Origin of the sequence: Burkholderia sp. S-53 (assembly GCF_025560745.1) — a bacterium.
Taxonomy (GTDB): domain Bacteria; phylum Pseudomonadota; class Gammaproteobacteria; order Burkholderiales; family Burkholderiaceae; genus Burkholderia; species Burkholderia pyrrocinia.
The window spans coordinates 1,090,632-1,116,069 of record NZ_CP090484.1; the positions used below are offsets into that span (position 1 = coordinate 1,090,632).

The following is a 25,438-nucleotide window of genomic DNA, read 5'->3' on the forward strand; positions in this document are numbered from 1 at the left end:
CTTACGCCAACCGAGGAGTCTCATGACCGCCGAGCACCGCCCCGATCAATTCGTCCTGACGCTGTCGTGCGCGAGCGCGGCCGGCCAGGTCGCCGCCGTCGTCGGCTTTCTCGATCGCCATCGCTGCTATGTCGATGCGCTGAACGTGTTCGACGACGATCTCAGCAACCGCTTCTTCGTGCGCTGCGTCTTTCATCCGACGGATGAAACGCTGCAGATCGACGCGCTGCGCCAGGAGTTCGCGCCGATCGCGGCCGGCCTCGGCGGCGACATGCAATGGGCGATCCACGACGTGAACGCGCGGCCGAAGGTGCTGATCATGGTGTCGAAGCTCGAGCACTGCCTCGCGGACCTGCTGTTCCGCTGGCGGATGGGCGAGCTGAAGATGGACATCGTGGGCATCGTGTCGAACCACCCCGACTTCGAGCCGATGGCCGCGCAGCACGGGCTGCCGTTCCGGCACTTCCCGATCACGGCCGACACGAAGGCGCAGCAGGAAGCGCAGTGGCTCGATTTCTTCGAGTCGAGCGGCGCCGAGCTCGTGATCCTTGCGCGCTACATGCAGGTGCTGTCGCAGGAAACCAGCGCGAAACTCGCGAATCGCGCGATCAACATCCATCACTCGTTCCTGCCCGGCTTCAAGGGCGCGAAGCCGTATCACCAGGCGCATGCGCGCGGCGTGAAGCTGATCGGCGCGACCGCGCACTTCGTCACCGACGATCTCGACGAAGGCCCGATCATCGAGCAGGTCGTCGAGCGTGTGGATCACGCGCTGCGTCCCGAGCAACTGCTCGCGGTGGGGCGCGACGTCGAAAGCATCACGCTTGCGCGCGCGGTGAAAGCGTTCATCGAGCGGCGGGTGTTCTTGAACGGGGATCGGACGGTGGTGTTTTCGTAAGCGGACAGCACGTTCGTTCGAACGCGGAGAAAACGAAAAAGGCCCGACGGGTGTACCGTCGGGCCTTTTTTGCGATCGCGCTGCATTTGACGCTTCACGCGATGGCCCCGTGTGCGGTTTCCGGGGACCATCGCGCGCAGCGATGCACGCATTACCTCGTCACTTCACCCACGCAAGGTAATACGACAACCAGATCGTCAACCCCGCACCGATCAGCGCCGCGTAAGGCATCAGGTTCAGCCACATCGCGCGCTTCGGCACCTCGAGTTCCATGTCGCGCTGCATCTGCGCGGGGAACCGGCCGCGATCCTGCCAGTAGTGACGATAGAGGAACACCGGCACGATCAGCAGCATCGCGATCAGCCCGTTGCGCAGCGTGCCGTCGCCCTGCAGGTTCGCACCCGCGCCGACATACACGAGGTTCGCGTAGCCGCAGATCGCGCCGCCGACGAGCAGCCAGGTCGGGCAGCGGAACGGCCGATCCCAGTTGCCGCGATCCATCCGGTGGATCCAGCCCGACTGAAGATTCAGGAATACGAACAGCATGTAGCAGACATTCGAGATCGACAGCACCGTCATGTAGTCCGACATCATCAGCAACACGAGGTTGAAGCCGAGATCGGTCCACATCGCGCGCGTGGGCGAGCCGTGCTCGTTCACGTGCGACAGGTACTTCGGCAGCCAGCCGTCGACCGATGCCTGGTACAGCGTGCGCGACGAGCCCATCATCGACGTCATCACGATCAGCAGGATCGACAGCATCAGCATCACGACGACCGCATTCGCGACCCACGCGCCGCCGCCGACGATCTTCGCCATCGCGGCCGCGACGCCGGTGCCGTCGCCGATCGCCGGATCGAGCATCGCCTGCGTGCCGAGCGCGCCCTGGAACGCCAGCGGCACGAGCGTCATCACGACGAGGCACAGCGCGCCCGACCAGAAGATCGCCTTCGCGGTGTCGCGGCGCGGATCGCGGAATTCGCGCGTGTAGCAGACCGCGGTTTCGAAGCCGTACGACGCCCAGCCCGCCATGAACATCGCGCCGAGTGCCATCGTGACGCCCTGCCCGTTCCACGAACCGAACGTCGCGGCCGTGAGATTGCCGTGCGCGTCGTGGCCGAGCGGCAGCAGCGGGAGCAGGTTCGACATCGGCACGTCGCCGGTGACGAACGGCACGATGCCGACGATCAACAGCGGCGTGAGCGATGCGATGCCGAGAATGCGCTGCGTGCGCGCAGCCTTCGACGCGCCGCTGTGCTGAAGCTTGAACGTGATGAGAAGCAGGATCGTCGCGATGACGAACGTCGCGTTGATCCGCAGCGACAGACCCGGCTTGATGAACCCGAGATCCGCAACCTTGAGCTGCCAGTGCAGCACCGCCGCGTCGGCCGGAAAGAGACTCGTGAGCGCATAGCTCGCCGCGAGGCCGCAACCGAGCGCAAGCATCGGCGACCACGCGAGCCAGTTGCACCACACGGAAACCGGGGCAATCAGCTTGCTGTAACGGACCCAGCCGATCGCGCCGTACACCGACGCGCCGCCCGATTTATGGGGAAACAGCCCGGATATTTCCGCATAAGTCGCGCTCTGGATCAGCCCCATCGTGATCGCGGCGATCCAGATCGCCCACGCGGGCTGGCCGATCGTCGCGCATACGCCGCCGATCGTGAACAGCACGCCTGCCGGCACGCCGCTCGTTACCCAGAATGCGTCTTTCCAAGTCAGGCCACGATGCAGCGTGTGGCCCGTCGAATCATGTGAGATGGTTGCCTCAACATCACTGGTGCGGTTCGCACGCAGTCCTGCTTGACTCATCCATATCCTCCTGTGATGACTCTGCACAAGGGCCCTAGTGTAACAACTTAAGCACTTTTTTGCAGAATCGGTAAAAGAAAGCCGGGATATGACTGCATGAATTCACGATTATTTCGGATTCCTGCATGCCATTCCCGGCGTATTTTTATGGTGCTTCGTACGACCAATATTTTGATGCTTACTGGACGCCTTCCGTCCACGCATTCACGCGGTCGGCATGGGCCGCAATCCACGCATCGGCGGCCGCTTCCGGCTTCGAACCGTTCTGGATCGCGAGCATCACGCTGTCGATTTCACCCGGCTTCCACTGGAACTTCTTCAGGAACGCGGCGACCGGCTTGGCCTTCGCTTCGAGGCCCGGATTCGCGACGCTGTCGACGTGCTCGGCGCCGCCGAACACCTTCTTCGGATCCTCGAGGAAGCGCAGCTTCCACTTCGCGAACATCCAGTGCGGCGCCCAGCCGGTCACGATGACCGGCTTGTTCGCGTTGACCGAACGCGACAGCTCGGCCGTCATCGCGCTGCCCGAGCTCGGCATCAGCGTGTAGCTCAGCCCGTAGCTCTTGATCGCTTCGTCGGTCTTGCGCATCACGCCGGCACCCGCGTCGATGCCAACGATCCGGCCACCGAAACTTGCCTTCTCCGCGTTCAGGTCGTCGATGCTCTTCGCCTTCACGAACGCGGGCACGATCAGGCCAATCTTCGCATCCGTGAAATTCGCGCCGAGGTCGACGACCTTGTTCTTGTACTCATCCCAGTACGAGCCGTGCGTGACGGGCAGCCATGCGGACAGCGTCGCATCGAGATCGCCGCGCGCGACACCCTGCCACATGATCCCGGCAGCGACCGGCACGAGCTGGACCTGGTAGCCGAGCTTCTTCTCGATCACGCGGGCCGCAACGTTCGTCGTCGCGACGCTGTCGTCCCAGCCTTCGACGTAGCCGAGCTTCAGCGTCGGTTTCGTATCGGCAAGCGCCGACGCGCTCAATGCCACCATCGCCGACAGTGCGCCGGTCCACAACAGTTTTCCGAACAGCTTCATGGTCGATCTCCTTGATATGCGCCTGCGCGCGTTGCCTCTCTAGGTTCTTCAACCACAAATCCGCGGTATCGTTGTTTTCCGACGGATGCTTGTCCGGGCGCGACGCGTCCGGACAAGCCGATGGCGCGATTTGACTACTTGTCGATCACGAGATCGGACAGCGGCTTGCTGCAGCACAGCAGCACCATGCCCTGATCGATCTCGCGCTGGCGGATGCCGCCGTTGTGTTTCATCTCGACCTGCCCCGACACGAGCTTCACCTTGCAGGTGCCGCACATGCCCTGCGTGCACGAAGCCGGCAGCCGCACGCCCGACTGGCGTGCCGCGTCGAGCACGTGCTGCGCCGAGCCGCACGCGATCTCGCGGTTGCTCTTCGCGAAGCTGACCGTGAACTGCTTCGTCGCGGCGTCGCCGTCTTCGGCCGGCAGTGCGAGATCGGCAAGCAGTTCGTCGCTCGCGGTCTGCGCAAGCGTTTCGAACGAGAAGCTCTCCTCGTGATACTGCTTGCGGTCGAAACCGGCTTCGTCGAGCAGGTCGCGCACGGCCTTCATGTACGGCGCGGGGCCGCACGTGAAGATCTCGCGTTCCATGAAATCCGGTGCGATCAGCTTCAGCAGCGGCAGCGTCAGGAAACCCGTGACGCCCGGCCAGTTCGTGCGCGCGCCCAGGCGCTCGACGACGAACGACGTGCGGAAATTCGTGTGGTTCGACGCGATCAGGTCGAGCTCGCGCGCGAAGATGATGTCGTCCGGCGTACGCGCGCTGTGCACGAACAGGATGTCGCGATCCTCGGCGAGATCATGGTGCGCGCGGCTCATCGACATCAGCGGCGTGACGCCCGAGCCGGCCGACAGGAACAGGTACTTGCGCGCCGGATGCCGCGCGCACGTGAATTCGCCGGCCGGGCCGAGCACGCGCACCGATGCGCCCGGCTGCAGGTTGTCGTGCAGCCAGTTCGACACCTTGCCGCCCGGCACGCGCTTGACGGTGATCGACACCGTGTGCGGTCGCGCCGGCGACGACGAGATCGTGTAGCAGCGGTTGATCGTTTCGCCGTCGATGTCGAGCTCGAGCGTGAGGAACTGCCCGGGTTCGAACGAGAACGAACGGCCCTGCGGCGAACGGAAGAAGAAACTCTTCACGTCGTGCGTTTCCTGCCGCACCTGGCAGCACACCAGCGTTTCCTCGACGTCGCTCGTCCAGCGCTCGGGAAGCGCGTTCCAGAACGCCGGGCGCGTCACCCGGCTGTCCGTCGGCTCGAAATTGGCCGCATCTCGCATCATGTCTTGCTCCGCTAATTCGCTGCTATGACCTATTCGCCGGTTTTTTCGGCGAGCCGGCCGATGTACCAGGCCGAGAATTTTTCGACGAGACCTTCCGTGTACGGCGAATACGGGCCCGGCTCGTATGCGCTGCTGGTCGCGCCGCGCTGCGAGAACTCGACGAGCGCGCGATCCTGGTCGTTGGTCGCGTTCCACACGGCCGTGAGGTTCTTCACGTCGTAGTCGATGCCTTCCTTCGCGTCCTTGTGCACGAGCCACTTCGTGCGCACGAGCGTCTTGCCGGCCGACAGCGGGATCACCGAGAACGTCACGATGTGATCGCTCATGAAGTGGTGCCACGAGTTCGGCTGCGTCCAGAACGACAGGCCGCCGAGATCGGCCTTGTCGAATCCACCCAGCAGCTTCTTCGACGCAACCTTCGCATCGAGCGTCTGCGATTCGCCGTGGCGATCGAGCGGCAGGCGCTGCGTGCGGAAGCCCGTCACGTCGAGCAGTTTCTCGATCTCGGCGGACGGCAGGCCCATCTCGGCCCACTCCTTCCCGCGTCGGATGCACGTCTCCGCGAACGCGTCCATGCCCTCGGCGTTGGCGTCGGAACGCTGGTAGCCGAAGCCGTATTCGTACAGCGAGATCGTCAGCTCCGGATGGTTCGCGACGCAGTGATAGCACTCGCGGTTGTTCTCCATCGTGAGCTTCCAGTTGCCTTCCTCGATGATGTCGATCTGCGCGGCGATCTTCGTGCTCGGCAGGTCGTGCGGCAGCAGGTACGGCTCCATCTCGGCGCGCATCTTCGCGAAATCGACCGGCGGCTCGTCGGCGAGGCAGATGAAGATCAGGCCCGCGAGGTTCTCGACGTGCACCGACTTCAGGCTGTGCTTGCAGCGGTCGAACTTCTCGCCCATGTGCTCGGCGAACATCAACTGGCCCGTCAGGTTGTAGGTCCAGCTGTGGTACGGGCACACGATATTGCCGACCGAGCCCTTGTCCTCGTTGCACAGGCGCGCGCCGCGGTGACGGCACACGTTGTGGAACGCGCGGATCGCCATGTCGTCGTCGCGCACGATCAGGATCGAATCGCTCCCCAGCTCCACGGTCACGTAGTCGCCCGGCTCGGGAATGTCCGGCTCGACCGCCACCTGGATCCAGTGCTGGCGGAAAATCGCCTCCATGTCGAGCGCGAAGATGTCCTCGCTCGTGTAGAACGGTGCGTCGAGGCTGTGCCCTTCCTTGCGCCGCTCGATCAATGCACGAATGTCTGCCGATACTTTCATCGTTTGCTCCGGATTCCTTGCATCCCTGGGTTCTTGCCGACAGGCATCAAAATCAGTAGTCGATGAGCTGATGCTCGCGCAAATACGCGAGGATCACTTGTGCTTTTTCGACCGAACTCCCTTCATTTACGACGTTGCCGCCACGGCTTTCGGTCGTCGTCGCGGACAGCATCCGGGCATGCCCGGAGCGCTTCTCGGCGGCGACCAGCTTTACGGGTTTACGCTCGATCGGACCGACCGTCCACGCGGCCGCATCGGCGTCCGCACCGGGCGCCGCGAGCGCCGGCCGGATCGCGCCGGCGCGCAGCCGCGCATACGCATAGCGCGGCTCGGCATTCGCGAGCGGATGAACGGCGACGACGGCCGGCAGCGGCGCGTCGACGCGCCGCCGCAGCCCCTTCGGCAAAAATTGCCGGACGGCCGCGCGACCGCCTTCGATCGTCACGTCGACGGCCGAGCCGACGAGCGGATAACCGAGCTTTGCGGCGACGCGATACGGCAGCATCCCGGTGTCGTACGCGCCCTCGGCGCGCGTGCCGGTCAACACGAGGTCGTAGCCTTCGATACGCGCGGCGAGCGCATGCACGGCGTCGGCGTCGTCGCGGCAGGCCAGCACCTCGACCTCCCGCGCGCCGAGCGCCAGATATTCGGCAAGCGCCGCATTCGCGGGGTCGCCTGCATGGATCACGTCGAGCTGCGCGCGATGCCGTTCCGCGAGCTGGCGGCCGGTTTCGAGCGCGGCCGCATCGTTGCGGCTGTAGCGTGCGACGCCGCTGACCGGATGCCGGCCGACGGACACGAGCACCGCGATGCGTTGCAACTGGCGAGGGGCGTTCATGCGGCGACTCCTTCCGGTTCACGGGCACCGACCGAGGTCGGCGATTGTCCACGCGCGACCCGCGCGGCCTGCACCTGTTCGATCAGCGCGGCGATGGTCGCCTGCGCATCGCCGACCACCGTCAGGTTCGCGCGCTTTGCGATCGGCGCGCTGCCGTCGAGGTTCACCGCGATCACGTGGCGGCAGTCCTTGATGCCCTGCAAGTGCTGCACCGCGCCCGAGATGCCGAACGCGATGTACACGCTCGCCTCGACCGTCTTGCCGGTCGCGCCGACCTGCTTGTCGCGCGTGAAGTGGCCGTTGTCGACCGCGACGCGGCTCGCGCCGATCGCCGCGCCGAACGCGCCGGCCAGCCGCTCGAACGCGCCGATGTCGGACACGCCGTTGCCGGCCGACACGATGAAATCGGCTTCCTCGAGCGCGACCCGCGCCGCATCGATTTCCTCGAGGCCGAGATCGCGATACGGCTGCGCGGCGTCATCGGCCGGGCGGATGAAGTCGGCGGCCAGGCGTTCGCCCGCGCCGACGAACGACAGCTTCGCGTCGACCGCGTTCTGCGCGAGCAGGATCACATCGGGCAGCGCGCGCGTCGCGAACGCGCGGCCGGCCTGCGCATACGCGCCGACATGCTTCGCGTCGATCTCGACGACGTGGGTCGCGACGCTCGCGCCGGCAGCCGCCGCGTAACGCCGGCCGAGATCGCCGTCGCCTGTCGCGTTGTCGGGCACGAACACGTGCTTCGGCGCGAGTGCTGCGACACACGCCTGCAACGCTTGCAATTCGCTTTCAGGATCGAATGCGCGGCGATCGAAGCCGGCAAGTTCAACCAGCTTGTCGACGCCAAGTTCGGCGACGTCGTCCTTCAGTTCGCCGAATGCGAGCAGCGCGACTTCGGTCTGGGCATCGGCGAGCAGCGCGGCGGCGGCGATCGCCTGCCGTGCATGATCGTCGAGCGCGCCGCGTTCGCCGTGCGCGACCACCAGCATCACGTGCTTCGGCTCCTGCACCGCGCGGCGCGGCTTCGCGGCAGCCGCGTGGCCGTGCGCGGACCAGTTCGCGGCACTCGCGTCGGCGCTGCCTTCCTCGCCGAGCGTGATGCGCTTCAGGCCTGCTGCCGTGATGATGAACGGCCGGCGCGGATCGATTCGTTTGATCGTATTCATCGATTCACTCACTCCAGCGAAGCGGCAACGAGTTCGGCCACGTCGAGCACATCGGGGCGCGGGCCCACGACGCCTTCGAGCATCGCCGTGCAGTTCGGGCACGCAACCGCGACCACGTCGGCGCCGATCGTGCGTGCGTCGGCGATGCGGATGTCCGGAATGCGCTGCTTGCCGGGGATGTCGGTCAGCGGCGCACCGCCGCCACCGCCGCAGCAGCGGCCGCGCATGCCGTTGCGCTCCATCTCGACGACCTGGATGCCGATCGTCTTCAGCAGCTTGCGCGGCGCTTCCGTCTCGCCGTTGTAGCGGCCGAGATAACACGGGTCGTGATAGGTCGTGCGCTTCTCGCGCAGCGCGTCGACGGCCTTCGGCGCGATCTTGCCGCTGTCGGCCAGTTCGGCGAGGTACGTCGTGTGGTGCTTGACCGTCACGCGCAGGCCGAGCGCACGGTATTCGTTGCGCAGGCTGTGCATCACGTGCGGATCGGCCGTCACGATCTGCTGGTACGACAGCGTGCCGAGCGTGCCGATCAGGCGCTTCGCCATCTGCTGGAACGTCGCCTCGTCGCCGAGCCTGCGCGCGACGTCGCCCGTGTCGGTCTCGGTCGAGCCGAGCACCGCGTAGTCGACGCCCGCCTTGTTCAGCACCTTGACGAACGCGCGCAGCGTGCGCTGGTAGCGCATGTCGAACGCGCCTTCGCCCGCGACGAACAGCACGTCGACCGGCTTGCCCGGCTGCGCGACGGGCGCGCTCAGGTCGACCGACCAGTCGTAGCGCGCGGCCGTGTCGTAGCCGCCCATCGTGCCGGTCTCGCGCAGGTTCGCGAGCACTTCCTGGCCCTTGCCCGGCACCGTGCCGTGCACGAGCGTGCGGTTGCGGCGCATGTCGACGATCGCGTCGACGTGTTCGATCAGCATCGGGCATTCCTGCACGCACGCGCGGCAGGTCGTGCACGACCACAGCGTCTGTTCCTCGATCAGGCCCGACACGATCGGGCCGTTCGGCTCGCCGCGATGCTGGCCGACCGCGATGCCCGGCGACGGGCTGCCCGCGTATGCGGCATCGGTGCCGCCGGCCATCCCGACCACGAGATCCTGGATCAGCTTCTTCGGGTTCAGCGGCTGGCCCGACGCGAACGCGGGGCACGCGGCTTCGCACTTGCCGCACTGCACGCACGCGTCGAAGCTCAGCAACTGGTTCCAGCGGAATTCGACCGGCTTCGCGACGCCGTACTCCTGATGCTCGATGTCCGGCAGCTTCAGCGCGGTCGGCGGCGTGGCCGTACCGTTACCGGTGAACGACTCGCGCGTGGCCGCGAAACGCTCCTGGCGCGGGTGGAAGGCGAGGTGCAGCAGGCCGGCGATCGCATGCTTCATCGGGCCGCCCTTCGCGGCGCCGACCGTCATCGTGAATGCGCCGATGCCGATCAGCAGCGCGCAGAGCACCGCGAACGCGCCCGACATCGCGCCGGTCGGCACCAGCATGAACAGCACGAGGCCGAGCGCGAACGAACCGAGCAGCCAGGGCAGCGTATTCCACGGGCCGCGCGACAGGCGGGCAGGCACGTCCTTCGCCGCGCGCCGGCGCCACACGAACACCGCGCCGACCAGCATCGCGAGCGCCGCGAGGAAGATCAGCTTGTCGAGCCACGGCGAGTAGATCGCGAGGCCGTAGTTGACGAACACCAGCGCGAGCGCGCCGATCGCGCCGCCGGCGGTCGCGACGTGGGTCTTCGCGATGTACGGATCGCGGGCGACCACATGGTGCAGGTCGACGAAATAACGCTTCGGAATCGCGAACAGGTTCGCGACGCCGAACGAGCCGGGCGCCGTGGCCCGGCCGAGACGCCAGTAGGACGAACGCTTCGCGACCGCGAACGCGAGCCCCGCCACCGACAGCCACAACAGTGCGGTAATGAGGAGGGACGGATTCATCTTCAGAAATCCTTCACGAGACGCAGCGAGTCGTAGATCGCGCCGTGGACGTTGTGCATCGAGATGCAGTCGCCGACACGGAACAGCAGGAAACGGCCGTTGCCGAGTTCTTCCGACAGGCACGGCTGCGGCTCGGCCGCAAACAGCGTGTGCGGATCGATCTGGCCGCGGTTCAGCGATTCCGGCTTGAGCTTCCAGTACAGCTCGTCGTTCGGCGACGAACCGTTCTCGATCACCACCTGGTCGACTGCGCGCTCTTCCAGTTCTTCCGTGTACTCGTTGCGCAGCACGGCGATCTTCTTGCCGTCCTCTTCATAGACGCGGTCGAGCATCGTGTTCGGCGTCGGGATCACGCCAAGTGCGTACAGGCGGCGATAGAAGATCGGGAACGTCGTGCCGCCGCAATCGTCGGCCACCTTCACGTCCGGCGTGACGACCTCGACCTTCGAGCCGCGGCTCGCCATGAAGTCGGCCACGCCCGCGCCCGCATGGGTGCTGACGCCGTCGAACAGCAGCACGTTCTGCTTCGGTTCGACCTTGCCGGTCAGGATGTCCCACGAGCTGACGGCCAGGCCCTCGGCCACGCCCCAGCCCGGCACCTGCCACGTGAAGCTGGAGCCGCCCGTCGCGAGCACGACGATGTCCGGCTTCTCGGCCATGATCATCTTCTCGTCGGCGGCCACGCCGAGGCGGCGGTCGACGCCCAGGCGCTTGGTTTCCATGTCGAACCAGCGGATGATCCCCGACATCTGTTCGCGCTGCGGCGCCTTCGCGGCGATCATCACCTGACCGCCCACTTCCGTGTTCTTCTCGAACAGCACGACGTCGTGGCCGCGCAGCTTCGCGACGCGCGCCGCCTCGAGGCCCGCCGGGCCGGCGCCCACCACCACCACCTTGCGCTTCGGGCCGCGCGACTTCTCTACGATGTGCGGCATCGTCGCTTCGCGCGACGTCGCCGCGTTCTGAATGCACAGCACGTCGAGGCCGTTGTACTGGCGGTCGATGCAGTAGTTCGCGCCGACGCACTGCTTGATTTCGTCTTCGCGGCCGTCGCGGATCTTGATCACCATGTGCGGATCGGCGATCTGCGCGCGCGTCATGCCGACCAGGTCGATCATGCCGTTGGCGAGCAGGCGCTCGGCCTGCCCCGCATCGCGGATGCTCTGCGCGTGCATCACCGGAATCTTCACGACCGACTTGATGCCGGCCGCGAGGTGCACGAACGGCTCCGGCGGCAACGCCATCGGCGGCATGCAGTTGGCGATCGTGTTGTGCGTGTCGCCGCCCGAACCGACCACGCTCAGGTAGTCGATCAGGCCCGTCTCCGACATCGCCTGCGCGATTTCCTTCAGCGCTTCGTGATCGAGGCCGTCCTCGTGGAATTCGTCGCCGCACATGCGCAGGCCGACGCAGAAATCCTTGCCGACCGCCTCGCGCACCGCCATCAGCACCTCGATGCCGAAACGCAGGCGGTTCTCCAGGCTGCCGCCCCATTCGTCGGTGCGGTGGTTCGAGCGCTTGCTCCAGAACTGGTCGATCAGGTGCTGGTGGGCAGCCGAGATTTCGATGCCGTCCATGCCGGCGGCCTTCACGCGCTTCGCGGCCGCCGCGAAATCGCCGATGATGCGGCGGATTTCCTCGATCTCGATGATCTTCGCGTTGCCGCGGTGCACCGGTTCGCGCACGCCCGACGGCGACATCAGGTGCGGCCAGTGCTCGCCGTGGAACGACGAGCGGCGGCCCATGTGCGTCGCCTGGATCATGATCTTCGCGCCGTGCTTGTGCATCGTGTCGGCGAGACGCGTGAGCGGATCGATGATCTTGTCGGTCGACAGGTTCACCGATTTCCACCAGCCCTGCGGGCTGTCGATCGACACCGGGCTCGACCCGCCGCAGATCGCGAGGCCGACGCCACCCTTCGCCTTTTCTTCGTAGTAGCGGATATAACGGTCGCCCGGCAGGCCGCCCGGCTCGGCATACACCTCCGCGTGCGCGGTGCTGACGATCCGGTTGCGCAGCGTCAGCTGGTTCAGCTGCATGGGTTTGAACAGGTGGGGATAACGCATCGCTGGCGACCTCTGGCGTTCGAATGTCTCGTGTTGCGGGTGTTGTTGTGTAGCGGTGAATCAGTGCATCAGTGCGCGATCGGCGACACTTCGAAGACGCAGTGGTCGTGATGCTCGGCCGCACACTGCACTTCCTTCGATTGCGCGCGCGGTGCGCCCTTGCCTTCCGGCGTCGTGTCGTTGACCCAGTCCATCGCACCGGCGAACCAGCCGGCGAACATGTAGCAGAGCTTGCCTTCCTTGCCCGGCTGCTGGAGCACGAACGACGAGTGGCGCAGTTCGATCTTTGCGCGCGCGCTGGCCGGATCGGCCTCGATGATCGAGAACAGGCCCCAGCCGCGCTGCGACAGGCGCTTCAGGTAGTGCTCGAACACGGCCATGCCGGTCAGGCCGTGCAGCTTCGCTTCCTTGTCGCACCAGTGGTACGCGGACTTGTAGCCGGCCTTGTAGAGGATCTCGGCATACGCTTCGACGCCGAGCGCTTCCTCGACGGCGACGTGGTTGTTCGTGAAGAAGTGGCGCGGCACGTACAGCATCGGCAGCGCATCGGTGGTCCAGACGCCGGTATCGGGATCGACGTTGATCGGCAGTTGCGGTTGCATCGTGGTGACTCCGTGAGGAAATTGGCCGCGCGTCTCGGCGCGCAGGCACGACATCGTCCGCGTGCCCGCGCGGCTTGCACGGGCACGTCCCGATTCTTTTTAGTGTTGAAGCGCTGGAGGCGGTCCGGCCGGCGTAGCGCTTACGCGCCCCACACGTCCTTGAACACGCGCACCCAGTTCTCGCCCATGATCTTGCGGATGCGCGACTCCTTCCAGCCCGCGCGTTCCATTGCCACGGTCAGGTTCGGGAATTCGCCGATCGTGCGGATGCCGTCCGGGTTGATCACCTTGCCGAAGTTCGTCAGCTGGCGATAACGACCCTTGTCATGCGTCAGCATGTCGAAGAATTCCTTCGCGAAATCCTGCGTGAAGTCCGTGCCGATGCCGACCGCGTCTTCGCCGATCAGGTTCACGACGTAGTCGATCGCCTCGATGTAGTCGTCGATCGTCGCTTCGATCCCGCGCTTCAGGAACGGCGCGAACATCGTCACGCCGACGAAGCCGCCCGCATCGGCGATCTCCTTCAGTTGCTCATCGCTCTTGTTGCGCGGATGCTCCTTCAGGCCCGACGGCAGGCAGTGCGAATAGCACACCGGCTTCTTCGAGAACGCGATCGCTTCCGACGACGTGTTGCCGCCCACATGCGACAGGTCGACCATGATGCCGACGCGGTTCATCTCGGTGATCACTTCGCGGCCGAAGTCCGACAGGCCGCCGTCGCGCTCGTAGCAGCCGGTGCCGACCAGGTTCTGCGTGTTGTAGCAGAGCTGCACGACGCGCACGCCCATGTCGTGGAACGCCTCGATGTAGCCGAGGTTGTCCTCGAACGCGTGTGCGTTCTGGAAGCCCAGGATGATCCCGGTCTTGCCTTCCTGCTTCGCGCGGAAGATGTCGTCCGTCGTGCGCACCAGCGACAGCAGCTCGCCGTTGTCGCGGATCTTCTTCTTCATCACGCCGATGTTGTCGACGGTCTTGGTGAAGTTTTCCCACACCGACACCGTGCAGTTCGCGGCCGTGATGCCGCCCTTGCGCATGTCTTCGAACACCGGCTTCTCGAACTTCGAGATGTTCAGTCCGTCGATGATGATGCTGTCCTGATGCAGCGTGCTCATATCTGCCTCTCGCTCCAGTCTCTGCTCTTGTGTGGGGGTCGATCAGTAAATCGGGAAGCGCTCGCAGAGCGCGAAGATCTCGCGGCGCACGCGCTGTTCGGTCGCGTGGTCGCCTTCCGGGTTCGCGCGCAGCGCGTCGAACACTTCGAGAATCAGGCGGCCCACTTCGCGGAACTCCGCGACGCCGAAGCCGCGCGTCGTACCGGCCGGCGTGCCGAGGCGAATGCCCGACGTGACCGTCGGCTTCTCGGTGTCGAACGGGATGCCGTTCTTGTTGCAGGTGATGCCCGCGCGCTCCAGCGCCTGCTCGACCGGCGCACCCTTCAGGCCCTTCGGGCGCAGGTCGACCAGCAGCAGGTGGTTGTCGGTGCCGCCCGTGACGAGATCGACGCCGCCGGCCTTCAGCACTTCGCCGAGCGCCTGCGCGTTCGCGAGCACGTTGTCGATATAGGTCTTGAAGTCAGCGTGCAGCACTTCGCCGAACGCGACGGCCTTGCCGGCGATCACGTGCATCAGCGGGCCGCCCTGCAGGCCGGGGAACACGGCCGAGTTGATCTTCTTCGCGATGTCCTCGTCGTTGGTCAGCACGAAGCCGCCGCGCGGGCCGCGCAGCGTCTTGTGCGTGGTCGACGTGACGACGTGCGCGTGCTCGACCGGGTTCGCGTGGCGGCCCGCGGCGATCACGCCCGCGATGTGCGCCATGTCGACCATCAGCTTCGCGCCGACGCTGTCGGCGATCGCGCGGAAGCGCGCGAAGTCGAGCGCACGCGGGTACGCCGAGAAGCCGGCGATGATCAGGTTCGGCTTGTGTTCGTGAGCGAGCGCCTCGACCTGGTCGTAATCGATCCGCATCGTGTCGCGGTTCACGCCGTACTGAACGGCGTTGAACCACTTGCCCGACAGCGCCGGCTTCGCGCCGTGCGTCAGGTGGCCGCCCGCGTCGAGCGACATGCCGAGCACCGTGTCGCCCGGCTTGGCCAGCGCGAGCATCACCGAGCCGTTCGCCTGCGCGCCCGAGTGCGGCTGCACGTTCGCATAACCGGCGTTGAAGATCTGCTTCACGCGCTCGATTGCCAGCGCCTCGACTTCATCCGCGAATTCGCAGCCACCGTAGTAGCGCTTGCCGGGATAGCCTTCCGCGTACTTGTTGGTCAGCACCGAGCCCTGCGCTTCGAGCACGGCGCGCGACACGATGTTTTCCGACGCGATCAGCTCGACCTGCGACTGCTGACGCTCGAGTTCCTTCAGGATGGCGCTGCGCACCGGCGCGTCGCGCTCGGCAAGGGGCTGCGAGAAGAAAGGCTGGGAGTTCGACATAGTGCGTCCGTGACGAAGAATAAAGGGCTGAAACCGAAGCTCAAGGCCCGCCCTGCCTGGGTTTCCTGCTTGCCCGGGACAAGGCTGCCGACGGCTCTATTCTTGTCGTTCGGATTTTCGGCGGATTGATGAATTTAGACGCGTTCTTTGCCTTTTCCGCCATGCACGTCCGTTTTATACAAGTGACCGGTCGTGCTTTTTCGATTCGCCGAGGAAATGCGCGAGCGCGTTCACCTATGAACAGGCACTCCGGCGGTGCCACCGCCGCCCGGCGCAGGTGCAACGCGTCACGGCTTCGGTGCAGTGCAGCATGCCTTTGAGCCAGATCAACGAATGCGGCTAGGGTTTAGCCGTATGGCACGCTTGTTGCGCTCGCTCACACAATACCGCAGCCCGATCGGTGCCTCGGGCCTATAGCTATTAGAGATTCCAGGAAGCTCCCCATGTCGCCCGACCGCACAGCGTCGCTGTCCCACTTCGCGTTCATGCCGTTACCGAACTTCACGATGATCGCGTTCACCAATGCGATCGAGGTGCTTCGGATGGCGAACTACCTGAGCGGCCAGCCGCTCTACCGCTGGTCGATAATCAGCCCGGACGGCGGCCCGGTCGCGGCGAGCAACGGTCTGACGGTCGACACGGGCCCGGCCGAATGCGTCGGGCAGCCCGACATCGTGTTCGTGTGCGGCGGCGTCGACGTACAGCGAGCGACCACGCCCGCCCATCTGTCGACGCTGCGCCGCTTCGCGCGCCTGGGGCTGCCGCTCGGCAGCCTGTGCACGGGCACCTATGCGCTCGCGAAGTCGGGGCTGCTCGCGGGCTACGCATGCGCGATTCACTGGGAGAACATGTCGGCGCTGAAGGAAGAGTTTCCGGATACGCGCTTCCTGAAGGAACTGTTCGTGATCGACCGCGACCGCATCACGTGCACGGGCGGCGTCGCGCCGCTCGACATGATGCTGAACCTGATCGCCGCGCGCGTGGGCACCGCGCGCGTCACGCAGATCGCCGAACAGTTCATCGTCGAACACGTGCGCGACACGAGCGCGCAGCAACGCATGCCGCTCGTCGCGCGCCTCGGCTCGGCGAACAAGTCGCTGTTCGAAGTGATCTCGCTGATGGAGAACAACATCGAGGAGCCGCTGTCGCGCGAGGAGCTCGCGCGGCTTGCGAACATGTCGCAGCGGCAATTGCAGCGGCTGTTCCGCGAGCATCTCGGGATGACGCCGACGCACTACTACCTGACGCTGCGGCTGCGCCGCGCGCGCGAGTTGCTGCTGCAGACCGACATGTCGATCATGCACATCACGATGGCGTGCGGCTTCCAGTCGGCGTGCCACTTCAGCAAGAGCTATCGCGACTCGTTCGGCGTCGCGCCGACGAGGGAGCGCCGCAAGCAGGTCGCGCCGCTCGCGCAGGGTGCGGCGAGTGCCGGGCCGGCGTTTCCGGCGCATGTGCTGCATGCTTGAAGCGCGCGTTGCACCGTAAAAAATCGTGCAGCCGTGAAACCTGATGCCGTTCAGTTATGTAACTGAACGGCATTTTTGTTTGAGTAGATATCGCATAAATGCGTGGTCGCAAACGCTACGCAGAGGTGCTCACTGCGCGATGCTTTCGAGCCACCTTACCCGACGGATTTGCCGCTGTCGGGCCGATTTCCCGCCTACCCACAATCACGTCGTCCATTCGTTCACAGTCCGCCAGGAGTCGCCGCATCTCATGCCGTGAGTGCAGCGCGAGCCGCGATTGATTGCACGGGTTCACGACGCCATCACGACCACGCCGCATGCGCCGGTGTGCCGCGAATGGTTCGTCGATGCGGCATGGCGTGCCCATTACCAGGTCGTCCCAATCACCTTCGATCCATTCCGCCGCAGACGCCAAATGTCGAGCCCCCAATGCGTTTTTCCGGCGATTCATGAATCAGCTTGCAACCACTTTTTGGCCGGCAGTGCCGACAGCAGACAGGCAGGTCCGAGATTACGGGGCACTTTGCCGAGCGATTCGTGGACGTTAATGTTCGATTGATCGCCCGTCGTTCGATCCAACATTGCCGCTCGTCAATAAATCCAATTTTCAATTGGATTCCTAATTCAAAAATCATACTCGTCCCATATACAAATCAGTCGTTAACTGCGACCTTCCATAGCTCGTCCATGCACAAGATATCCGATCCCATGGCAGAAATGGAGCATGTCGATTGTCCGTATTTTCTTCACTCATCGATCCCGCTTTACGCGATGGTGCAGCAACTACACGCCACGCAAACCTGTTCGCAGGATGCATTCGATCCGATGCATTGCGGCAACATGCAGATGATCTGCACGAGCGATCCGTTCATTTGCACCTACCTTTCGCCCCTCGACGCGGTCATGGGTTCCCGAACGCTTGCACGCGACGATGATCACTTTTGGCCGATCGATTTCCGGCAAGTCGACACGCGTCGTTTCATGGAACAGCATGGCCGACTGTCGGTCGCCGTGAACTACGCCTATGGGGCGACCGAGGGTCGCTTGGTGGTTTCCGATGCGGGTCATCCGCTAATGATCTACACGTCTGCATCCTTCGATGTACCGCTCGAACATCGCGACCACTTCACTATCCGCTTCCCCGATAGCGTGGTCGAACGCATCGAAACAGCGTATCTACGGGCCGGACTATCCGGGTTCAGCGAGACGCTTGACGCAATGGATACGTGGACCGCTGATCAGATAGCCGATGCAGAGGCCGAAGCACTGGCACATATGCCATCGACCATCGCTGTTGAAGGCGCTGCGATCGATCAATTCGCGATCTATGACCCCGAGTCAGCCGATTGGGTCTTTACCAACTTCGATTGAGGAAACGACTATGAGCCGACGAGCAGTCAGGAACGGCGACCCGACGACAACGGGCGGCGTCGTCATCGCCGCTACGTCGACGATGTTCAATCACGGCAAACAGGTAGCCCTGGATGGTGACAAGGCGACATGCGGAAATTGCGAGGGGACATTCCCGATAGTGGGCGGTGCGCAGCGAATGATTCACCACGGCCGATGTGTTGCTCTCGAGGGTGACGCCGTACTCTGTCCATGCGGGAAAAACCGACTCATCGCGGGTAGCGACAGCACAATTTTCTATGGCGGCGACGGCGGCCGCAGCGCCGCGAACCCGTTCGCCGCGCGGTCGGCATACACCCCTGCAAGACACGCGCCCGAGTCGGGCATCCATGACGATCAGTTCGTGATCCGCGACGTGCGGACAAAACAGCCGTTAAACAACGTGCGCTATTGGATCAAGGACCGATCCGGGAACGTGCTTGCGTCCGGCGTGAGTGATCGGCACGGTTGTACCGCGCGCGTGCAGACCGAATACGCGCAGGCTTTGAAGCTTGTAATCGAGGATTGAGGAGATGGGGAACCAAACTACCGTTGCCGAGACAACGACAAACACCATCGCAGGATCGCAGCATTTCGCCGACGTTGACTTGCGGCCGATCTGCGAAAACATGACAAACCCGGAATTCCGGGCCGTGTTCGCCAAGGCACAGGCCAAGGCCATCGAGAAGCTAGTGTCCTGTTCCGCTGATTCGCGAACAAAGTCTGTGCAGCTTTTCGAGGATGGAATCGGCTGACGCGGTCCAGACGAACGGTTTGCAGTTTTCGTTGTAGTGGGAGACGAATTGATCGATACGGTTGATCAGTTGTTTGACCGAGCTGAACGAGCCTCTGCGGATCGCTTTGTCAGTGATCAGCGCAAAGAAGCGTTCGACCTGGTTAAGCCACGAACTGTAGGTGGGGATGAAATGCATGTGCCAGCGGGGGCGGGCTGCCAGCCACGCCTTGACCTTCGGATGCTTGTGACTGCCGTAGTTGTCCACGATGCAGTGCACGTCGAGATCAGCCGGGACAGCCTTGTCGATTTCACGCAGGAACGACAGGAATTCCTGGTGTCGATGACGTGGCTTGCAGGTCGCGAGCACGGCGCCATTGAGCACGTTCAGTGCAGCAAACAGCGTGGTGGTACCGTGACGAACATAGTCGTGCGTGACGCCTTCGACGTAGCCGAAACCCATCGGCAGCATCGGTTGCGTGCGCTCGAGCGCCTGACACTGGCTCTTCTCGTCCACGCACAGCACCAGGGCGTTCTCCGGTGGGCTCAAGTACAAGCCGACCACATCGCGCAGCTTCTCGATGAAGAACTGATCGGTCGAGAGCTTGAAGCTTTCGCTGCGATGCGGTTGCAGACCCAGCAGCTTGAAGTAACGGTGCACGCTCGTTGGCGAGATGGCAGTTTCGGCGGCAATCGTGCGCACGCTCCAGTGAGTGGAGCCATCTGCTGGCTTCGTGTGCAGGGTCTTATGAATCAGTTGAGCCAGCCGCTCGTCGTCGATCGTGCGTGGCTTGCCGGGGCGTACTTCGTCATAGAGTCCGTTGATTCGCTGCTCCAGAAACCGCAGACGCCACTTGCCCACCGTGGCACGCGTGAGTTGCAGGCGTTGCGCGATCGCGCTGTTGGGTTCGCCGTCAGCAGCCGCCAGCACGATGCGCGCCCGCGCGACCAGCGCAGCCGAAATCGAACGAGAACGTGCTATCGACATCAGCTGAGAGCGCTCGTCTTCGCTCAGCACCAGTTCCGCCTTCGGTCGTCCCATCGCCATGCTGACGTCTCCCGTTCCGTTGACGTCAACATGCTACGTGAACATAGATCAGTTAACAACAGAACAGGACACTAGACGCTCGCGTAGTCTCTTTACAAAAGTGGTCGCAGTACGAGAAAGACCGCGTGTTCAAGTGGTTCGGTCGTGACGACGAGGCAACACGTATGCACCTGTTGACGGGACTAACGAAGGTCGTAAGGGTAGTGCGCTCGTTCAATGAAAAAAACGTTGTCCGTGCCGGCAGCGCCGCCGATCTGGCGACCGGATGCACACCTAACCCGGTCGGCACTGACGGGGAGGCGGCGCACGTATGCGCGCCGGACACGACAACCCATACGATCGCCATTAGCGCGCGATTCTGCACGATGCGCCCGTGGACTGCGAATGCTGATTCTCACGTTTCCACTATCATCCACGAAGCGACTCACTTCCACGACACCATGTCATCTACCGACGACCAGTACACAATTACACGGTTCCTTCCCGAATGGGGGCGATCACATCCGGCCTTGGCAATCAACAATGCCGACAGCATTGCGGGGTACGTTGTCGATGGTGACTAAATTCCTGACCGCCGCCGCGCTGACGTTGAGCTGCGTACATGCGGCGTTCGCGTGTGACGGTCCGTCGAACATGCCCGCCCATTACATCGACATTGTTTTCGATACCGATTCGAGCGCGATTTCTCCGACCGAGCTGTCGAGGTTATCGGCGTGGTCCAGCGACCTGCACAGGCGCTTTCCGATCATCGACACGGTATGGCTCGTAGGACTGGCCGAAAAAAACGAGCAGGACGCGCAGCAGCTTGCAACACGACGGGCGGAAAACGTGATGAGTGCCTTAGGTCAGCTTTCAATCCGTGGCGAGAAAAGCGATTTCATGGGTCACATCTTCAAGCCGGACGAGTTCGGGCAATCAGGCCGGCGCGTCGAGGTGAACGTTAGTCCGGGGTGCCCTGATCACTGTTGCCCGAACCTGAACCCGATACCTAAGACGCACTGACGTTACACGACGCAGTTACCGGCCCGCGCAAAGCGGGCCGTATTCTTCCTGCCTTTCCAGCGACTTCGCTCGCATCTTTCCTCGTCTGGTCAGACCGGCGCTCGCGATAGATAGAATGTACATGCGCCCGGCAACATCCCAAACATCGCGATACCGGAATCTGCTACGTATCGGCGATCGCAGCAGCAATGAGGCCGACACCATGCGGAGACCTTGAAGTCCGCGTCCGGCTCGCGCTTACGATCCCCACACCTGCATTTCGTAGAGCGAATAACCCCACTGCGTCGCGCGCTGCGTGCCGAGCATCCGCACGTAGCGACCGCTTCCGTTGAGATTCGGCAGCGTGACGTGGGTATATGAACCACCGTTGCTCGTCGAATAGATCGTCGTCCAGTTGACGTTGTCGTTCGACGTCTGGATCTGATAGACGAGCGCGCCCGCATCCCAGTACAGATCGACGTGATCGATGTGCTTTACCGCGCCGAGATCCACGGAGATCCATTGCGTACCGACACCGGCGCCTTCCGGCGAATCCCAGCGCGTGCCCGTGGTGTTGCCGTCGAACGCCTTGTCGGGCGTGAGCGACGCGTTGTAGCTCGCCGACGCGGCGGCCGGACGCCCTTGCGACAGCAGCGTCGGCTGCGCGGCGGCCGGGCCGCCGTAGTAGCTCGACCCGAGCTTCGCCTTCGTCGTATCGGCATTCACGCCGAACTGCGACAGGCTCCAGCGCTGCCCGGTCGTCACGTCGCCGACGTAGAGCTGATAGCCACCCGCTGTTGTCGACGAGAAGAACAGGTAGTTCGTACCGTTCACCGGCGCCGGGTCCGAGTTGTTGCTGATGCAGTCGTTGAGCGACAACGCATTCGGCGTCGACGCCGGGTCGGCGGTCTTCGAATAGATCTGGTCGGCCCCGCCGCTGTCTTTCCAGCGCGCGTAGAACACCATGCCGTCCGCACGCACGATTGGGTAGTACGTCTGCAGACCGGCCGGATGATCGAACACGGCGGTCGCGCCGGTCGCGATCGTGCGCTTCATCAGCCCCATGTTCGAGCCGGTGCCGGTCGCGTAGTACACGGCGCTCGAATCCGGCGCGAGAAACGGCATCGAGTATTCGGCGCCGGCCGGCGCGTTCGTCAGGCTCACGACCGTCGTGAACACCGGGCCCGCGCTCGTGTACGACAGCGTGGCCTGCTTGACGTCGCCGTTCTGCTTGAACACGAGCGTCTTGCCGTCCGCGCTGAATTTCGGGTCCTCGTTGCGCGTGGCGCCCGTGCTGTTCGTCATGTTGACGGGCGGCGTGCCGGCGCCGAGCTGCAGCATGAATACGTTCCATGCGCCATTGCTGATGCCCATGAACGCGATCCATTTTCCGTCTGGGCTGAACACGCCGTTCATCGGATCGGTGATGCCCCACGTGCTCTTGCTCAGTTGCGTCAGCGTATGCGCCGAGAAGTCGTAGAGGAACAACTGGCTCGTGCCGTCGCCGTAGTTGACGTAGCTGTGATAGACGAGCTTGCCGGTCAGCGCGGCGGGAAACGTCGCGTTCGGCTGGGCCGCGGGATTGCTGATGCAGGCCGCCGTGGCGGCGCCGCTGAACAGGTTGAGGGCGAGGCCGGCCACCAGGCCCGCGATGAGGGTCTTCGATTTCACGCTGAATGATTCCGGGTAAGGTGAGGACGCCGCAGACAAGGTCGCGCGCGGGACGCGCAAGGGTCACGGATCAGCCGCCGGGCAGCGTGGACTCCTTCATAGTCAGACGTCGGGAAAAAAACTTGCGAAATCATGCCCGCTCGTCAGACGAAAGAAAAGGATCAAAGTCCATCAAAAACGTGCGGATCAGCGATTGGGGCGCAATGGCGCACGACGGGTGCCGTGCTACTCTTTTTTCAGCAAGGCCCGAACGGCCGGAGGGCTGGCATGAAGCGATATGCGGCGCTGGCACAGACGATCGCCGATGCGATCCGGCGCGGCGACCTGCCGGCCGGTGCGCGCATCCCCACCGTGCGCGCAGCCTGCCGCGCGTATGGCGTGAGCCCGTCCACCGTGTTTCGCGCGTACTACGCGCTCGAAAGCGAGGGTCTGATCGTCGCGCGTGCGCGGTCCGGTTATTTCGTTGCGAACCTCGAAGACAAACACGTACGATTCAGCCACGATCCGCCGCGCAAGCCGGCCGCCGCGCCAACCGGCGGCGACGACCCGCTGTTCCGCCTGCTCGACTCGCTCAAATGCGAAGACATCGTCCCGCTCGGCTCGGCATTCGCCAGCTATTCGCTGTTTCCGATGAGCAGCCTGTGGCGCTACGTGGCGTCGGCGGCCCGCAGCATGGATCGCACGAAACTGCTGTCCGGATTGCCGCCCGGCAACGACGCGCTGCGTCGCGAGATCGCGTTGCGCTACCTGAGCGCGGGCGCGGCCTTGCCGATGGACGAGATCGTCATCACGACCGGCGCGCTCGAAGCGCTGACGCTCAGCCTGCAGGCGCTGACGCGCCCCGGCGACATCGTCGCGATCGAACGACCGGCATTCCACGCGGTGCTGCAGGCCGTGCAGCGCCTGCACCTGAAGGCCGTCGAGATTCCGGTCGACCCGCGCACCGGCCTCGACCTCGATGCGCTCGCCGACGCGCTCGACACGCATCCGGTGCGCGCCTGCTGGTTCATGACGTCGTTCCACAACCCGACCGGCGCGACGTTGACCGACGAGCGCAAGCGCGCGCTGATCGACCTGCTCGCGTCGCGCGGCGTGCCGCTGATCGAGGACGACGTGTATGGCGAACTGCATTTCGGATCGGTGCCGACGCGCCCCGCGAAACTGTATGACGACAGCGGGCTCGTCCTGCATTGCGGTTCGTTCTCGAAATGCCTCGCGCCCGGGTTCCGGATCGGCTGGGTCGCAGCCGGGCGCTATGTGCGGCAAATCCGTCAGGCGAAAGGCGCGAGCGCGCCGTCGGCCGACGTGCCCGCGCAAATGGCGATTTCGAGCTACCTGCGCGACGGCACATACGACCGGTTCCTGCAGAAACTGCGGCGCAATCTCGCCGCGCACCAGGCGCAGATGCTCGCCGCCGTTCGCGCGTATTTTCCCGCCGGCACCGAAGTGTTCACGCCCGGCGGCGGGTATTTCCTGTGGATCGAACTGCCGCCGCGCGTGGACGCGATGCACCTGTTCGGCGATGCGATGGAAAACGGCGTCAGCATCGCGCCGGGGCCGATCTTTTCCGCGACCGGCGGATTCCGCCGTTATCTGCGGCTCAACTACGGCCGGCCGTGGACGCCGGCTGTCGAACGTGCGATGCAAACCATCGGGATGCTCGCGGCCCGGCAGCGGCAAGACGGTTAGCGCAGAACGCGCGGATCGCGACGACCGACATGCGCCTTGCGTTTCGCTCGCGAGCGACAAAGAATGAAACGGAAGACGTCCACGGACGAACGTGTGCCACACGTCCGATGTTATGGAGAATCACATGAGCACCGCATGCGAACGACAGTCGACGACGCGCGCTCCGCTGGATGCCGGCACGCGTGGATCGATTGCCGGCTACGAAACAATCGCGGTCATCGGCGATCGCTCGTCTCGTTGACGGCGCCTGCCGCTTCGAACGATGCGAGTCCTCCCCAACCGGAACGTTCGCGCGCACGATGCGTGGCGCGCCGTGCTGAACACGCGCGCCGAATCGCGGCATCCCGCGTGCTGCCGCTGCAGGGAATGCGGCTTCGTGGCCTTCCGCGCACTCGAGCACTGCCCTGTCTGCGGCCAGTGGAACTGGCCGTTCGATCCGATTCGCCGCGCGTCGGACGACGCGCTCGCCACGCATGCGCCGCAGTCCTTCCATACGTGGTCGTCGCGCATCGCGCGTACGCTGCGCAACGCGGCCTTCCGGCGGCCTCGCGCATCGAGCGCACCGATCCTGAGCATCCTGACGCTCGTGCTGCTGGTCGGCGGCTACGTGATGGTCGATCGGACATGCAAGGCCGATCCCGTTTGTCGCGGCTCCGGTACGCCTGCCGCGTCAGCGACCGAATCCGGCCTGCATGCGTCGACCGATCCGGCGCCGCCGGTGTTGCCGGTGCCCGTCTATCCGTTTCATTCGACTGATGGAACGCAACTGGCGGCCAATCCACAACACAGCGGCCCGAGCGCCGGCGAACCCGCAAACCGGATGCCGGTTGCGCAGGCCGCGCCGTCGATTCGCGAGCCCGGCCGGACGCACGGCGGGGCAGTTCGCCTCGCTGACTGGCGAGGCAGTCGCGATCCCGTGCATCGCACCCGCCGGGTGAGCCTGCACACCGACCACGCGCGGCGCACCGCAACCGGCAACGCCGACGTCGCGAAGCTCTATCGCGGTCACTGAGTGCGCGGTCCGGCCGTTCTCGCCCACCGATTCATTTTTCTGAACCGGCCTTCACAAAACCTCGTTTGTGTCGCGACGGATGCATGACGTTCAATGGGTCAATCG

The 25,438-nt window shown here is 64.3% G+C and carries 21 protein-coding genes; 8 read left to right on the forward strand and 13 right to left on the reverse strand.

The genetic code is table 11. The features are described from left to right. The first annotated feature begins 22 nt into the window (after positions 1-22). On the forward strand, positions 23-898 hold the full coding sequence (purU, locus tag LXM88_RS27040) for a formyltetrahydrofolate deformylase (RefSeq protein WP_047902542.1): 876 nt from the start codon (positions 23-25) through the stop codon (positions 896-898). A gap of 159 nt (positions 899-1,057) precedes the next feature. On the opposite strand, the gene LXM88_RS27045 is transcribed toward purU, so the two are convergent. The 11 genes from LXM88_RS27045 to LXM88_RS27095 all read right to left on the reverse strand — a co-directional run bounded on the left by LXM88_RS27045 (position 1,058) and on the right by LXM88_RS27095 (position 15,341). Next, entirely contained in the window at positions 1,058-2,713 is a 1,656-nt protein-coding gene (locus LXM88_RS27045) for an APC family permease (RefSeq protein ID WP_262545779.1), read from the reverse strand. Between the two features lie 178 nt (positions 2,714-2,891). Beyond that, complete coding sequence (locus LXM88_RS27050) at positions 2,892-3,755, reverse strand: glycine betaine ABC transporter substrate-binding protein (RefSeq protein WP_262545780.1); 864 nt, start codon at positions 3,753-3,755, stop codon at positions 2,892-2,894. A gap of 134 nt (positions 3,756-3,889) precedes the next feature. Then, positions 3,890-5,038: a hybrid-cluster NAD(P)-dependent oxidoreductase gene (locus tag LXM88_RS27055; RefSeq protein WP_262545781.1), complete on the reverse strand. Its 1,149-nt coding sequence runs from the start codon at positions 5,036-5,038 to the stop codon at positions 3,890-3,892. A 29-nt stretch (positions 5,039-5,067) separates the two neighbouring features. Further along, positions 5,068-6,309 (reverse strand): aromatic ring-hydroxylating oxygenase subunit alpha, encoded by a 1,242-nt coding sequence (locus tag LXM88_RS27060; RefSeq protein WP_262545782.1) that lies wholly within the window; start codon positions 6,307-6,309, stop codon positions 5,068-5,070. Between the two features lie 52 nt (positions 6,310-6,361). Continuing rightward, complete coding sequence (locus LXM88_RS27065; RefSeq protein WP_262545783.1) at positions 6,362-7,147, reverse strand: electron transfer flavoprotein subunit beta/FixA family protein; 786 nt, start codon at positions 7,145-7,147, stop codon at positions 6,362-6,364. After that, positions 7,144-8,310 (reverse strand): electron transfer flavoprotein subunit alpha/FixB family protein, encoded by a 1,167-nt coding sequence (locus LXM88_RS27070; RefSeq protein WP_262545785.1) that lies wholly within the window; start codon positions 8,308-8,310, stop codon positions 7,144-7,146. Before LXM88_RS27070 ends, LXM88_RS27065 begins: the two co-directional genes overlap by 4 nt. 8 nt (positions 8,311-8,318) lie before the next feature. After that, positions 8,319-10,244: a (Fe-S)-binding protein gene (locus LXM88_RS27075; protein ID WP_262545787.1), complete on the reverse strand. Its 1,926-nt coding sequence runs from the start codon at positions 10,242-10,244 to the stop codon at positions 8,319-8,321. A 2-nt stretch (positions 10,245-10,246) separates the two neighbouring features. Then, entirely contained in the window at positions 10,247-12,310 is a 2,064-nt protein-coding gene (locus LXM88_RS27080; protein ID WP_262545788.1) for an NADH:flavin oxidoreductase, read from the reverse strand. Between the two features lie 68 nt (positions 12,311-12,378). Then, positions 12,379-12,912, reverse strand: coding sequence for a DUF5943 domain-containing protein (locus tag LXM88_RS27085; protein WP_006488993.1), 534 nt, complete (start codon positions 12,910-12,912; stop codon positions 12,379-12,381). 140 nt (positions 12,913-13,052) lie between these two features. Then, positions 13,053-14,024 carry a dipeptidase gene (locus LXM88_RS27090; RefSeq protein WP_262545805.1) on the reverse strand — a complete coding sequence of 324 codons (972 nt, stop codon included), beginning with the start codon at positions 14,022-14,024 and terminating at the stop codon, positions 13,053-13,055. Positions 14,025-14,066: 42 nt separating this feature from the next. After that, positions 14,067-15,341 carry a serine hydroxymethyltransferase gene (locus LXM88_RS27095; RefSeq protein ID WP_262545807.1) on the reverse strand — a complete coding sequence of 425 codons (1,275 nt, stop codon included), beginning with the start codon at positions 15,339-15,341 and terminating at the stop codon, positions 14,067-14,069. A gap of 443 nt (positions 15,342-15,784) precedes the next feature. On the opposite strand from LXM88_RS27095, the gene LXM88_RS27100 reads away from it, so the two are divergent. The 3 genes from LXM88_RS27100 to LXM88_RS27110 all read left to right on the forward strand — a co-directional run bounded on the left by LXM88_RS27100 (position 15,785) and on the right by LXM88_RS27110 (position 18,728). After that, on the forward strand, positions 15,785-16,810 hold the full coding sequence (locus tag LXM88_RS27100) for a GlxA family transcriptional regulator (RefSeq protein ID WP_262545809.1): 1,026 nt from the start codon (positions 15,785-15,787) through the stop codon (positions 16,808-16,810). Between the two features lie 687 nt (positions 16,811-17,497). Next, the gene (locus tag LXM88_RS27105) at positions 17,498-18,181 is read left to right on the forward strand and encodes a hypothetical protein (protein ID WP_262545810.1); all 684 of its coding nucleotides are present in this window, start codon (positions 17,498-17,500) and stop codon (positions 18,179-18,181) included. Positions 18,182-18,191: 10 nt separating this feature from the next. After that, on the forward strand, positions 18,192-18,728 hold the full coding sequence (locus LXM88_RS27110; protein ID WP_262545811.1) for a PAAR domain-containing protein: 537 nt from the start codon (positions 18,192-18,194) through the stop codon (positions 18,726-18,728). 160 nt (positions 18,729-18,888) lie between these two features. Here the strand turns inward: LXM88_RS27110 and LXM88_RS27115 are convergent, their stop codons facing one another. Beyond that, positions 18,889-19,980 (reverse strand): IS630 family transposase, encoded by a 1,092-nt coding sequence (locus tag LXM88_RS27115; RefSeq protein ID WP_262530515.1) that lies wholly within the window; start codon positions 19,978-19,980, stop codon positions 18,889-18,891. A 125-nt stretch (positions 19,981-20,105) separates the two neighbouring features. Between LXM88_RS27115 and LXM88_RS27120 the strand changes: the two genes are divergently transcribed. Both LXM88_RS27120 and LXM88_RS27125 read left to right on the forward strand, forming a co-directional pair. Further along, entirely contained in the window at positions 20,106-20,543 is a 438-nt protein-coding gene (locus LXM88_RS27120) for a M35 family metallo-endopeptidase (protein WP_262545812.1), read from the forward strand. Further along, entirely contained in the window at positions 20,533-20,982 is a 450-nt protein-coding gene (locus LXM88_RS27125) for a hypothetical protein (protein WP_262545813.1), read from the forward strand. The genes LXM88_RS27120 and LXM88_RS27125 overlap by 11 nt, the downstream gene beginning before the upstream one ends. Positions 20,983-21,219: 237 nt before the next feature. Here LXM88_RS27125 and LXM88_RS27130 read toward each other — a convergent pair whose 3' ends face one another. Further along, entirely contained in the window at positions 21,220-22,632 is a 1,413-nt protein-coding gene (locus LXM88_RS27130) for a discoidin domain-containing protein (protein ID WP_262545815.1), read from the reverse strand. A gap of 267 nt (positions 22,633-22,899) precedes the next feature. Between LXM88_RS27130 and LXM88_RS27135 the strand changes: the two genes are divergently transcribed. Continuing rightward, a complete protein-coding gene (locus LXM88_RS27135) occupies positions 22,900-24,321 on the forward strand; it encodes an aminotransferase-like domain-containing protein (RefSeq protein ID WP_262545817.1) in 1,422 nt (473 codons plus the stop codon). 262 nt (positions 24,322-24,583) lie between these two features. Beyond that, positions 24,584-25,333: a hypothetical protein gene (locus LXM88_RS27140; RefSeq protein WP_262545818.1), complete on the forward strand. Its 750-nt coding sequence runs from the start codon at positions 24,584-24,586 to the stop codon at positions 25,331-25,333. Positions 25,334-25,438 lie beyond the last annotated feature (105 nt).